The following is a 13,771-nucleotide window of genomic DNA, read 5'->3' as shown; positions in this document are numbered from 1 at the left end:
GTAATCATTTAGCTTTAAAGACTATTGGCAAAACTATGTTTCAACAGCTTTTGAAAATTCGTTTTTCCGGTTGAATTTTGAAACAATATTTATTGACAAACTTGCAATTGCAGCAACAGCAACAAATAAAATGAGCCACGGCGCGTGACCTACTATTCTTTGCGTTAATACCGTTATAAAATTGGGATTCTGTGTTATTCTTTCCACCATCCATCCTGACGCCGCAATGGTAGAAAATACGGCACCCGATATCCTGATAATTGAATAAAGTTTACTTTTGCTTAAAATAATCAGCCAGGGAAATACGGCGGCAATTACAAAAAGCTGCATCAGTTCAATACCAAGATTAAATCCCAGAATACTCAGTCCTAAATGGTATATATCAAGATCCAGATTGACGAGTGTTCCCGCGAAAGCCATGCCATGGATCAATCCAAAACCCACCGCTACAACGGCCTCTTTTCCTGAAAAAACGGGCCGAAAAGCGTGAATGGCTGAAATAATAATGGAAAAAGCAATCACAATTTCAACCATCTGCGAAGGAAAAGTAAACAGACCTAAGGCGCCTGCAATTAGCGTAAGCGAATGACCGATTGTGAAGGCTGTTACAATTTTTAAAAGCCGGACCCAGCTGTAACGCCAGCCGCCAAATGTTCCCCAACGTTTGCGATTGACCAGCAAAGGCGCCGGAAGTAAAAGTACTAGAAGGAATAATAAATGATCCGTTCCTTCAGCGATGTGGTGCATACCCAAAACTACGGTTTGCTTAAATCCTTTCCAAATCCCGCCTTCTGCCAGATTTACTTTAAACGGAAAAATGGTATTGCTCCGAATATCCAGGGAAATTACACCAAGCTCAACCGGTTTTTCTCCATAAAGCCCTGTTTCCCAATCCTGACGGACTGAAATCAAAGCAAAATGGGTAACGACCTGATGTATGATCACATCATAGTTCAGATCAAATTCTCTAGTACTTTCACCTTGCGATGGAATCATTAAAACTTTCGCATGAAGCTCGTAATAAGGCCCGCTGGCGCTGGCCGGAATTTTTTGTACCAAAAGATCCTCAACGGAAACGGTCCACGTTTTTCCATCTTTACTCACCGGGTGAATATGACTGATAATGTAAGATTTCAGTTCGGGTGAGAGTCGGCTTACAAGTGCTTCCGGATGCTGATTTACCTGATGCCCGAATGCCAGTTCAAGCTCATTTAAAGGAAGTTGTAATTCTGCAAAGACTTTACCAGGCTGTATATCCAGAAATACAACGGAATTTGGCATCGGGTGCGCTGACACATTTCCCGAAATACAAAACAGAATCAGAAGCATTAACATCAGTCGCTGATACCGGCGACTGATGTTTGAAATGGATTTATTCATATTGCTGAGCAATTGTTACAGCCCGTTATAATCCCGTGTATGATCACGATACACAGAGTGATAGTGAATTTCATTTTGATAAACCACGCCTGACTGACAAACAAATTCGATCCATACACTTGGCCCATCAATCCGAACATAATCTGCATTATTGGCAAGCGTGGCATTACCGGAAAAGGAAATATATGTTCCTGCCAGCTCGTTTTCGTAAAGTTTGAGATTTACAATGCCTGTTGCATCATCTACATCATTTGTCCACGGTTTCATGGCCGCCAGTACCAGAAGTTTCTGGGCATCACTTAATGTACTAACGGCAACACCCAGTTTGGTAGTTGGAAATTGTCCATCCTTATTCGGCCCCAAAGAAACATCGCTGAAAGTTGTTGATAATTTTGCAGATGCCAGCTGAGCTGTTGAAAGTGACGCCAGCATTGCAGCCATCGCATCGTGTTCAACAGCCAAAGGCGCATAAGTAGTTGTTCCGGTAGTCCAGGTTTTTGGTTCAATTCCTTGATGAGAAGGCGTTGCACTGGCCACAGCTCCGGCGTTGTACGTTATATTCTGAGCATAATGATGGCCACCAAATTGCAGCATCCAGGTTCCTGTCACACTTGGCGTCCCCAAAAATGCAATGATATACAATCCTGAACCATACCCGCTTCCTGCTTTGGAATTTAAAACATTATCAGCTGCATTAATTTGGCTAAATTCATCGTACCCATCATTAGACGTAGTACCGGATGCGGCCGCAATCACGGCTTTTGCCGCAGCCAGCTGGGTTGCACTCAACGTACTGAATTCAATTCCGTTACGGATTGAAACTCCCCCCGGAAGGTTTGACCATTTTATAGCATTTGCCTTTGTAAGACTGATCTGAACGGTTGCAAGCTGCGTTGCAGAAAGTGTTGCTTTAAATGCCTCAACCGCACAAACAACTTTTGCAACCGTTGTTGTGGCCGTACTGCAATCGACAGTACTGGTTGTAGCAGCCGAAACTGTCAAGGAAATATTACAGCTCATACTTCCAAAAGTAATTGCAAAAATTGCCGTCCCTACCGAAGTCGGTGTCCCTGTGATTGTATAAGCCAGATTTCCTGCACCGGACGCTAATGTTCCTGCCTGTAAAGTAGCAGTGAGACCTGTTACACCGGTAGAAGAAATTGCAGAACCAGCACTATAAGCCACTGCATTTCCGCCAGTATAAGGTACAGTAACCGTTCCGGTATACGCTGATCCGTTAATTGCGGTGGATGAAAAAGTGGCAGAAGTACATGTTAAAGCCGTAATTGCAGCAGTTTCAGAAGTGACATCGTCATCCGTACTTGACTTGCAGCAAATGAAAAAAGCGAAAAAGAATAATAGTAATAATTTGGACGAAAATCGTTGCGCTTTCATGTAAATGAAATTAGGTGATCAGATATAAACCTATAACGCAGTACTTTTTTCCTTCATCAAATGTTTGTGGTGAACTGGTAGATTGTTGTGGTGAATGGCCGGTTAAATAAAAAAGCGGCCTTCGAAAATGTCATTTAAGGATTAACAGACAAATAGTTAAATGCCAAACACCGCATTAAATCCCTCTTCAAAACTACTTCCAAGTGGAATTTCCTCTTCTCCAACTTTGATGATCTTGTTTCGAACCAGAATAATTTTGTCAAGAGAAACAATGTAGGAACGATGCACACGAAGAAAACCCTTTTCAGGAAGTTTTTCCAAAATTGCCTTCATCGTTAATCTTACAACAACTGGCTTTTGTCCGGTTAAATGAATTTTAAGATAATTATCCAGTCCTTCAATAAAAATAATATCGGTTATGGCCACTTTTACAAGACTATAATCGACCCGGAAATAGAGATACCTTTCCTGATTATCTGACGATTGCTGATGTAATTTTTGCAAACCCTGTGCCTTGGTGACTGCCTTCAAAAACCGGTCAAACGTGAAAGGTTTCAGCAGATAATCCACTGCATCAAGTTCATAGCTTTCAACCGCATATTCATTATAAGCAGTAGTAAAAATTACCATGGCAGGATGCGGCATTGTCTTGTAAAAATCTATTCCGGAAACGGCCGGCATATTAATATCCAGAAATACGAGATCGACCGGATTTTCTTCCAGATAAAGATTTGCTTCACCGGTCTTTGAAAACGTTCTTTTGAGATTAATAAAATTAACCTGACTGCAAAATGCGTCCAGCACTTCCAAGGCAGGTCGTTCATCATCCAATGCCATCGCCGTGATCATGTCAGTTCAATTTCAAGTTCAACTTTAAAAAATTCAGCATTGTTGTCAATCTGCAGCTTATGTTTATTGGGATAAAAAAGATGCAAACGCTCCTTTGTATTCGCCAGACCGATATTGGTTGAATATTCCTTATTCCGGATCGTTACTTTTTTATTTATCACCAATAAATAAACAGATTCATTTTTTATATCAACCTGAATATCAATTTCCGAATCTTCATCCGGGTTTACACCGTGCTTAAATGCATTTTCAATAAATGAAAAAAGTAAAAGCGGAGCAATCTTCTGATTTTTTGCCGTTCCGTTTACCGCGAAATTCAGCTTGACAGAATCTCTTAAACGTGAAATCTGCAAGTCGATATAATTGGTAATATACGCGATTTCCTTATGTACGAAAACTTCATTTTCATTGGCATCCTTTAACAGATAGCGCATAAATTCCGAAAGTTTCACAATTGAATCCGGCGCCTTATCATCCTTTCTGATCGTAAGGGCATAAATACTGTTGAGCGTATTGAATAAGAAATGCGGATGAATCTGCGCTTTCAGATGTGCCAGTTCCGCCGCAAGCCGTTCCTTTTCCGCCTGCAATAAACGACTGTTGACCTGCAATAAAATTGAAAAAAGAGCAACCACGGCAAACAGATAAATATGATGTTTTACTTCTTCAAAAAAGACACTGCCAGCAGGTCTTGCAGGCATAAAGTGACCATTCGCTGAATTCGGAACAATCATTCTGCCGGGATGATCCTGCCAAAAAAAGTTGCCTGTAACAAAGGAGGGAAAATATAAAAGCAACGCAAAACCAGCAGCGAGGCATAACGAATAAATAAGGTATTTTTCTTTGAAATAAACCTTTGGTATCAGGATGTAATAATTGATATAAAAAAAAACCAGCATCAGCAAGTTCACTACAAAGTCCCTTTGCGTTGGCCTGGATAAAAAAAAGCCAACCTCTTCGGGCGGTCTGGGAGATAAGGTAAGCGGCAAAACGAGAAATGCAAGACATCCCAGAATGTGATACAGATATTGGTTTTTAGGTTGCGCCATTTTCATTCAGAACTTTATCTTAATAAATTACAAGTTACCGGAAAGAATGTTCAGCATGTCAAAATTGTGATCAATATTATAAATCTGAGGGCGAAAGACGGTATTTAAGATAAAACTGCTATCGGAGTTACCACTTTCAATAGCAATAAAATCACTGAGCACGCATTTCAATATTTTTAATCCCAAAAAGACAAATTAAATCTTTATATTTCTTCTGTGATTCAGCATATTATAAAATCTTTATAAATCTGGAAATGGAAAATACACATCCCACTTTCGCAAACGGAAAAGTCTGTTACATTGAAATCCCTTCGGATGATGTAGATGTATCATCTGCATTTTATGAAACCGTTTTTGGCTGGAAAATACGTCGCCGCGATGACGGAAGCGTCTCCTTTGATGATGGCGCCGGTGAAGTAAGCGGAACCTGGATTACAGACAGAAAAGCAAGCACAGAAATTGGTTTAATGATATCGCTTATGGTGGATGATATCAATATTACCATGAAGCTGATAACAAAAAACGGCGGAAAAATAACGGAAGAAGTGGGGAAACATTTACCTGAAATCACAGCCCAATTCAGTGATCCTTACGGAAATTTATGGGGACTTTATCAACATCGAAGAAATGAAGTATAATACGCATACGTTCTAAATAAGTATGGATTGTGTCCTCTAAAACTTAATTGAACTTTCTCTTCCATAGCAAATCCGCCAGAAGAAAACCTTCCGTAAAATAAGTTCTTAGGAATATTTTAGGAGCTTGTAATTTTAAAACTGACTTTTAGTAATAAATTTGCGAGCAAGAAAATACCAGATACATTACCCTCCCACGTTTGATTTTTATAACTTTAAACAATGACTAATTCAGAAACTGTTCAGGAATTTTACAGTCGTGTGCCAGCAGCTAACCGACTTGGTCTGCCCATGAACAATGCCGGCGCAGGGCATTTCAATGTTTTTTCACGAGAATCCTGTGCTGTCATTACACCATACAGTCGCCGTGATTTTTATAAAGTTTCTCTTATTATTGGCACAGGAAAACTACATTATGCAGATAAATGGATCGCTATTGACAGACCTGCGCTCCTCTTTTCAAATCCCGTGGTACCCTATTCCTGGGAGGCTGAATCTCAAATACAACAAGGCTGGTTTTGCCTTTTTACCGAGGCCTTTCTGCAACCGGATGAACGCAATCAAAGCTTACAAGAATCACCTTTATTCAAAATCGGAGGAAATCCCATATTTTTTATTGATGACTTGCAATTGGAAGAAGTATCGGGCATTTTCAAAAAAATGATGCGTGAAATTGCCTCCGAATACACGCATAAGTACAGTTTGCTGCGAAATTATCTTCATTTGATCATTCATGAAGCCATGAAAATGAATCCTGCGGAAAATTTTGAGAAACATGTAAATGCATCTTCCAGGATCACTTCGCTTTTTATTGAACTGCTTGAAAGACAATTCCCTATCGATACGCCGGAAGCCGCTCTGAAAATGAAAACGGCAAACGATTATGCCCTTAATCTTTCAGTGCATGTTAACCATTTGAACCGGTCGGTAAAGGAAACTACGGGAAAAACTACCACAGAACATATTGCTTCAAGAATAACCCGTGAAGCTCATGCATTATTACAACATACCGACTGGGATATTTCGGAAATTGCTTATAGTCTGGGTTTTGAATATCCTGCCTATTTTACCAATTTTTTCAAAAAACATATTGGCGTCCCCCCCGGTGAAATAAGAAATCCGACTGTTTGAATTTTACAAATATCTGTTTGAATATTTTAGAATAATTCATGGCCGGTTCTGTTAATTTTGTTCCAACAAAAATCAGGAATTATGAAGTACAGAAATCTTGGAACAACAGCAGAAAAACTTTCAGCCCTGGGGCTGGGCTGCATGGGTATGAGCTTTGCTTACGGCCCTACTGACGACACCGAAAGTATCGCCACATTGCACAAAGCACTGGATTTGGGCATTAATTTTTGGGATACGGCCGATATGTATGGCAATGGTTTGAATGAAGAACTTGTATCAAAAGTACTGGTTCCAAACAGGGACAAAATTTTTATAGCCACCAAATTTGGATTCCGTTTCAAAGACGACGTTGCAGGTCCAAGCAATGCCGCCGGAACCTATTTTGACGGATCTCCCGAATGGATAAAAGTGGCGGTTGAAAAAAGTCTGAGAAGGTTAAAAATAGATACTATCGACCTTTATTACGCCCACAGAGTTGATAAAAACGTACCAATCGAAGAAACTGTTAGCGCTATGGCAGAATTGGTTAAAGAAGGAAAAGTGCGTTATCTTGGATTGAGTGAGGCGTCGGCAGAATCTATCCGCAAAGCGCAGGCAATACACCCGATTGCTGCATTGCAAAGCGAATATTCTTTACTGACGCGGGATGTCGAAGGTAAAATATTGTCAACAATACGTGAGCTTGGTATTTCGCTTGTTCCCTATTCTCCTTTGGCAAGAGGACTTGTTACAAACAAATTGGATCTTGACACGTTGGCCGACGATGATTTTCGCAAATCATTACCGCGTTATCAGCAGGAAAATGCCGACAATAATGCAAAGCTCGTAAGTGGTTTTGCGGAAATTGCGGCCGGTAAAAACTGTACACCGGCCCAATTGGCACTTGCGTGGGTATTGGCTCAGGGAGAGGATATTATTCCAATTCCGGGTACAAAAAAACGGAAATATCTGGAAGAAAATTCCGGTGCAGTTGACGTTAATTTATCAGCTGACGACCTGAAAACAGTTGATGAATTAATAGCACGATATCCCAATACCGGCGAACGATACAACGAAGGCTCTATGAAACTGGTAAATAATTAATTCGCCGGATTTGAATTTTTTACAGGCGCAGACAGATTTATTTCTGTTTGCGCTTTTTCGTATAATATCACTTAAAACCAAAACCTTACATTTTTGTTAAAACCATAATTAGTACATCACAATGCACGGTTTAACCATTTCATTTCCAGTCATTATACTGCAATTTTGTTATCATAAAGAAAATGTAAAAACATTATCTGATTGCACGAATTGCGAAAATCCTGAATTGAAAATATTTAGAATTAGGTGTTGGAATATAGAAAGTGGTAATCAAGAATATCGTTTTAATATACAATCAATCCCATTATTGAGCCATTTCACGGGCTTTAAGAATGCAATATCTTGTAATATGAAACTTAATGTCGTTTGGTGACGAAACTTAGCGCCAGCAATTTCACTGAGTTATACCTCATAGCATTCATCATATAAAATTCAGCTTTTGGCATTAGCAGCGCCGACCGCTTTTCATGCCAGATGACGTTAGGTTTCCAATTTTAAACAGATAAGGCTATGGCAAAGTCTTCAAAAATATTAACTATCCTGTTGCCAGGTGCAACTGTTTTGCTGGCATTTTCAATTTTATGCAAACTTCATATGTAAAACTGTTAATCAGTATTTTAAAAGAGCGCACTTGTAATTAACATACGTTCCGGAAATTATTTTTACAAACCTAATAAGGTTACCTTACTTAACACACCGGCTTTACAAACGGGTCTTACTTCAACTGTTTAATCACTGCAATTATATCTTCTTCTCCAAAACCCGATTCCGCTTGCTGAAAAGTTTTGTAAACCGTCTCACCCAAAGGTGTATCCAGCCCTTCAGCTTTTGCCAGACGTAAATCTTTGGCAATATGTTTCAAGGCAAAAGCGGCCTGGTAATTGTCATTGATAATCGCTTCTCCCTTGATTTTACCAAACACATTTCCTATGGCACTGTTGTTGATGACTGTCATTAAATCTTCGGTAGATATTCCGTTTTTATTGGCAAAAATCACAGCTTCGGCAAGCCCCTGAGCATGGAATCCAAGTAGGGTATTAACTGCCAGTTTGGCCGAGTTCCCGGCACCGCTATCGCCTACACGTATTGCGAGTTTTCCCAGTTTTTCCAACACAGCTTTCACCTTTTGAAATATCTCATCGTCACCACCGACCATTATGACGAGCTGTCCTTCCTCAGCCTGTTTTACGCTGCCAGATACAGGAGCATCCAGATAATCATTTTCCTGATTTTTACACAAGCCGGCAAACTCTTTACTGATCGCGGGAGAAACTGTGCTCATATTGATGATGATTTTACCATGCGTTCCGGCTCTTAAAAGTCCCTTGTCTCCACTAAAAATATCACGGATCGCCTGATCATCCGATACCATCATGATTATCACATCCGTTTGCTGAATTAGTTCTGCCGGAGTAGAAGCTATCTCTGCCCCGGCCTCTTTCAAATCTTTTTCTTTATTCTTACTCCGGTTAAAAACGGTTACAGGGAATCCTGCTTTGATTAATTGCCGGGACATAGGAATTCCCATTTTCCCAAGACCTATCCAACCTATTTTTGTGTTATTCATGATTTTGCTCTGTTTGAGATTTTTGAAGTTAAATCATAATGATCACAATTTAAACTGTAAGGTAAAAAAGAAGCTGCGCGCATAGGCGGGTGCAATTCCGTCAATCGCATTGGAAGTGAAAACTGCATTGGTTGCATTTGTAAACTGGTTAGCGGTATGGTTTATCTATTTGAAAGAGGTTATCATTCCATTTTACATTTTGGGGCAAACAAATCTGTCGGGATGAGAAAAATTCCCTGTTAATCATATAATTTTGTATTTGAAATCCGAATTTTTCTACGCTTAAACTAAACCGCCACAAAAGTAATGACAAACGAAGAAAAGGCGGTCAACGCAACCTATTTTAGTATTATTGGTAATACCAGTTTAGCAATTATAAAAGGTTTGGCCGGTTATTTCGGTAATTCTTATGCGCTTATTGCTGATGCTATTGAATCAACAGGTGATATTTTCTCATCCCTTCTGGTACTCTTCGGAATTAAATATGCCAGTCGTCCTGCCGATAAAAATCACCCCTACGGACACGGTCGGGCTGAGCCGTTGATTACATTTCTTGTCGTTGGTTTTTTGATCACTTCTGCCGTTGTGATTGCCTATGAAAGCATAGAAAATATTCGCACCCCACATGGTTTACCCAAACCCTTCACACTTTTAGTTTTAGGAGCGATAATTGTCTGGAAAGAAATTTCGTTCAGACTGGTGCTGAAGAAAAGTGTGGAAACTAAGAGCTCATCTTTAAAAGCAGATGCCTGGCATCATAGAAGCGACGCAATTACCTCAGTAGCTGCATTTATCGGAATTTCCATTGCACTTATATTTGGAAAAGGTTACGAATCTGCCGATGACTGGGCGGCACTTTTCGCATCTGGTTTCATTCTTTACAACAGTTATTTAATTTTCAGACCGGCTCTTGGAGAGATTATGGATGAAAATCTTTATGAAGATTTAATTGAAGAAATCAGACGAATTGCATTAACCGTTGACGGCATTTTAGGCACGGAAAAGTGCCTGATCAGAAAATCAGGAATGAAATATCTGGTTGATTTACATGCAACCGTGGATGCCCATATTTCAGTAAAACAAGGGCACCTGTTAGCTCACAGACTTAAAGACAAGTTACAGCTGGAAATTCCGGAAATAGAATTTGTTCTTATTCATATTGAGCCTTTTGAATAATCCGGAAACTTTTGAACCAATGAAGCATCAGATTAAGAATATTTTTTCATTTATAATGATACGATGAAGAGTAGACTGAGAGTTCCAATATCCAGTCTGGCAATCACGATATTGGTGTACAAGACATTACTTCCATAAAACTATCCTATTGTACAAAACACTATTAGAGATCTTTAGCTTCGTTGCTCAGATAACGATGTGAACGTGAAAAGTACCGTCTTCACGATGCATAGGTTAATTCAAAATTCACAAAGACGCCAGTCAAGAATAAATTCAGGTAATAAGAACTGAATAATGGTAAGAAACTCTCCAAAACAAATAGGTTTGATTAAAAATACAAACCTAGAAAAATCCTATGCACTCCACGAGTTTTCGACTTGATCCGATTATACCGCGCCGCGCAGGCTTGGGACTGCGCATCGCCGAAGAGGTGAACAACAAAAAAAGACCATCCTTTCGAGATGGTCTTTTGATTTTAATAGTATTGTGGCGGCTACCTACTTTACCAGGTTTGACCCAAGTATCATCGGCGGTTCCGGGCTTAACTTCTCTGTTCGGGATGGGAAGAGGTGAACACCGAGCCAATAGCCACCAACAAGATTTTCTGTTGATTTGTGGTATGAGAAGAGTTGAAGCGAGTGTCGCCCCAGACCGTTCCAATAGCCACCAACAAGATTTTCTGTTGATTTGTGGTATGAGAAGAGTTGAGGCCGAATGATAGAGTTTTGAATGGTGGCTGCCGATGCAGTCATTCATTTATTCACTCATTCAAAATTCACTCATTGAATTTCATGTCATATTGGAAGCAAAAGAGAATGAGAAAAGATTGTGCAAGCTGTTGGGTAATTAGTACTGCTCAGCTGAATGTATTTCTACACGTACACCTGCAGCCTATCAACGTCGTAGTCTACAACGACCCTTGTGTGGAAGATTCATCTTCGGGCTAGTTTCGCACTTAGATGCTTTCAGCGCTTATCTATTCCCCACATAGCTACTCGGCCATGCCCCTGGCGGGACAACCGATTCACCAGCGGTGGGTCCACCCCGGTCCTCTCGTACTAAGGGCAGCCCCCGTCAATCTTCCTACGCCCACCACAGATAGGGACCGAACTGTCTCACGACGTTCTGAACCCAGCTCGCGTGCCACTTTAATGAGCGAACAGCTCAACCCTTGGGACCTTCTCCAGCCCCAGGATGTGACGAGCCGACATCGAGGTGCCAAACCTCCCCGTCGATGTGAGCTCTTGGGGGAGATCAGCCTGTTATCCCCGGCGTACCTTTTATCCTTTGAGCGATGGCCCTTCCATACAGAACCACCGGATCACTATACCCTGGTTTCCCACCTGCTCGACCCGTCGGTCTCACAGTCAAGCCTGCTTGTACTATTGCACTCCACACACGGTTACCAAGCGTGTTGAGCAGACCTTTGGAAGCCTCCGTTACACTTTTGGAGGCGACCACCCCAGTCAAACTACCCACCATGCACGGTCCTGCTCTTTGAGCAGTTAGATCCCAGGCCAGCGAAGGGTGGTATTTCAACGTTGGCTCCATCACGCCTGGCGACGCAACTTCAAAGCCTCCCACCTATCCTACACATCCCTGACCCGAAAACAATGCAAAGCTATAGTAAAGGTGCACGGGGTCTTTCCGTCCCGTGGCGGGTAAGCGGCATCTTCACCGCTACTACAATTTCACCGAGCTCACGGCCGAGACAGTGCCCAGATCGTTACACCATTCGTGCAGGTCGGAACTTACCCGACAAGGAATTTCGCTACCTTAGGACCGTTATAGTTACGGCCGCCGTTTACTGGGGCTTCGATTCAATGCTTTACCTTGCGGCTGACATCCCCTCTTAACCTTCCAGCACCGGGCAGGTGTCAGGCCCTATACGTCAACTTGCGTTTTGGCAGAGCCCTGTGTTTTTGCTAAACAGTCGCCTGGGCCATTTCTCTGCGGCCTCTCTTGCGAGGAGGCTCCCCTTCTCCCGAAGTTACAGGGTTAATTTGCCGAGTTCCTTAGCCGTGATTCACTCGAGCACCTTAGAATATTCTTCTCGACTACCTGTGTCGGTTTACGGTACGGGCTGCATTCAGCTGATGTTTCAAAAGCTTTTCTTGGAAGCTGTTTCGCATGTTCGCTTCGCCCGTAGGCTATGCTCAACGCACTATTCCGTCAGTACGTACATACCACACTGCTCCGTCACTCTTTCACACTGAACGCAGGGGCAGGAATATTAACCTGCTGTCCATCGGTAATCGCCGTTCGGCTATACCTTAGGCCCCGCCTAACCCTCCGTTGATTAGCATAGCGGAGGAATCCTTAGTCTTTCGGTGTGCGGATTTCTCATCCGCATTATCGTTACTTATGCCTACATTTGCTTTTCTCACCAGTCCAGCCCRGCTTACGCCWAACCTTCACCCCTGTGAGAATGCTCCCCTACCGATCGTAATAAATTACTATCGCATAGCTTCGGTAATATGCTTGATGCCCGTTTATTATCGATGCCCGCCCCGCTCGACCAGTGAGCTGTTACGCACTCTTTAAATGTATAGCTGCTTCCAAGCTAACATCCTGGCTGTCTCTGCAGTCGGACCCCCTTAGTTCAACTTAGCATATATTTTGGGACCTTAGCTGATGCTCTGGGTTGTTCCCCTCTCGGACTGGGACCTTAGCACCCCAGCCCTCACTGCCGTGTATATCATAGCCCATTCGGAGTTTGTCAGAGTTTGGTAGGATTTGACTCCCCCTAGCCCTATCAGTAGCTCTACCTGACCATGACTCAACCACGACGCTGTTCCTAAAAACATTTCGGGGAGTACGAGCTATTTCTCAGTTTGATTGGCCTTTCACCCCTACCCTCAGTTCATCCGAAAACTTTTCAACGTTTACCGGTTCGGTCCTCCACGATGTGTTACCAGCGCTTCAACCTGACCAAGGGTAGATCACCAAGTTTCGCGTCTACAGCCACTGACTAATCGCCCATTTCAGACTCGCTTTCGCTTCGGCTCCTTCATTTAAATGAATTAACCTCGCCAGTGACCGTAACTCGTAGGCTCATTATGCAAAAGGCACGACGTCACCCGAAGGCTTGCGCCCCAGGCTCCGTCCGCTTGTAAGCGCATGGTTTCAAGTTCTATTTCACCCCGCTGCTCGCGGTACTTTTCACCTTTCCCTCACGGTACTCGTTCACTATCGGTCTCTCAGGAGTATTTAGCCTTGGCGGATGGTGCCGCCGGATTCGAAGGGGATTTCTCCGGTCCCCACCTACTCAGGATACTCACTCATATAACGCTCTTACCTGTACAGGACTCTCACCCTCTATGGTTGGCTTTCCCACGCCATTCCAGTTCAATTGTTATACACTTGGTGAGTCCTACAACCCCGGTCTGGCCGTAACCAGGCCGGTTTGGGCTCTTCCGCGTTCGCTCGCCACTACTTGCGGAATCATTATTATTTTCTTCTCCTGTGGGTACTTAGATGTTTCAGTTCCCCACGTTCGCCCCCCG

At 42.3% G+C, this 13,771-nt stretch carries 9 protein-coding genes and 2 rRNA genes; 4 read left to right on the top strand and 7 right to left on the bottom strand.

Going from position 1 to position 13,771, the window contains the following annotated elements:
- Positions 1 to 33: 33 nt before the first annotated feature.
- The 4 genes from FDK13_RS27250 to FDK13_RS27235 form a co-directional block, all read right to left on the bottom strand.
- A complete protein-coding gene (locus FDK13_RS27250) occupies positions 34 to 1,380 on the bottom strand; it encodes a HupE/UreJ family protein (protein ID WP_229216233.1) in 1,347 nt (448 codons plus the stop codon).
- Positions 1,381 to 1,395: 15 nt separating this feature from the next.
- Positions 1,396 to 2,775 carry a DUF3500 domain-containing protein gene (locus FDK13_RS27245; protein WP_137343188.1) on the bottom strand — a complete coding sequence of 460 codons (1,380 nt, stop codon included), beginning with the start codon at positions 2,773 to 2,775 and terminating at the stop codon, positions 1,396 to 1,398.
- 156 nt (positions 2,776 to 2,931) lie between these two features.
- Positions 2,932 to 3,624, bottom strand: coding sequence for a LytR/AlgR family response regulator transcription factor (locus FDK13_RS27240; RefSeq protein WP_137343187.1), 693 nt, complete (start codon positions 3,622 to 3,624; stop codon positions 2,932 to 2,934).
- Positions 3,621 to 4,673 (bottom strand): sensor histidine kinase, encoded by a 1,053-nt coding sequence (locus tag FDK13_RS27235; RefSeq protein WP_170982930.1) that lies wholly within the window; start codon positions 4,671 to 4,673, stop codon positions 3,621 to 3,623. Before FDK13_RS27235 ends, FDK13_RS27240 begins: the two co-directional genes overlap by 4 nt.
- 254 nt (positions 4,674 to 4,927) lie before the next feature.
- Here FDK13_RS27235 and FDK13_RS27230 point away from each other — a divergent pair, with 254 nt between their 5' ends.
- The 3 genes from FDK13_RS27230 (at position 4,928) to FDK13_RS27220 (ending at position 7,522) form a co-directional block, all read left to right on the top strand.
- On the top strand, positions 4,928 to 5,311 hold the full coding sequence (locus FDK13_RS27230; protein WP_137343185.1) for a VOC family protein: 384 nt from the start codon (positions 4,928 to 4,930) through the stop codon (positions 5,309 to 5,311).
- 219 nt (positions 5,312 to 5,530) lie between these two features.
- On the top strand, positions 5,531 to 6,439 hold the full coding sequence (locus FDK13_RS27225) for a helix-turn-helix domain-containing protein (RefSeq protein WP_137343184.1): 909 nt from the start codon (positions 5,531 to 5,533) through the stop codon (positions 6,437 to 6,439).
- Positions 6,440 to 6,520: 81 nt separating this feature from the next.
- A complete protein-coding gene (locus FDK13_RS27220) occupies positions 6,521 to 7,522 on the top strand; it encodes an aldo/keto reductase (RefSeq protein ID WP_137343183.1) in 1,002 nt (333 codons plus the stop codon).
- 715 nt (positions 7,523 to 8,237) lie between these two features.
- Here FDK13_RS27220 and FDK13_RS27215 read toward each other — a convergent pair.
- A complete protein-coding gene (locus FDK13_RS27215) occupies positions 8,238 to 9,089 on the bottom strand; it encodes an NAD(P)-dependent oxidoreductase (protein WP_137343182.1) in 852 nt (283 codons plus the stop codon).
- Positions 9,090 to 9,395: 306 nt separating this feature from the next.
- On the opposite strand from FDK13_RS27215, the gene FDK13_RS27210 reads away from it, so the two are divergent.
- The gene (locus tag FDK13_RS27210; RefSeq protein WP_137343181.1) at positions 9,396 to 10,265 is read left to right on the top strand and encodes a cation diffusion facilitator family transporter; all 870 of its coding nucleotides are present in this window, start codon (positions 9,396 to 9,398) and stop codon (positions 10,263 to 10,265) included.
- Between the two features lie 484 nt (positions 10,266 to 10,749).
- On the opposite strand, the gene rrf is transcribed toward FDK13_RS27210, so the two are convergent.
- Positions 10,750 to 10,861 (bottom strand): 5S ribosomal RNA (gene rrf / locus FDK13_RS27205).
- A gap of 229 nt (positions 10,862 to 11,090) precedes the next feature.
- Positions 11,091 to 13,771: ribosomal RNA gene (locus FDK13_RS27200) — 23S ribosomal RNA — on the bottom strand; the annotation flags it as partial.

It is taken from the genome of Dyadobacter frigoris, assembly GCF_005280585.1.
In the GTDB taxonomy this organism is placed as follows: Bacteria; Bacteroidota; Bacteroidia; order Cytophagales; family Spirosomataceae; genus Dyadobacter; species Dyadobacter frigoris.
Note: the sequence above shows the minus strand (reverse complement) of the source record. Positions and strands in the feature narration are given on the sequence as shown.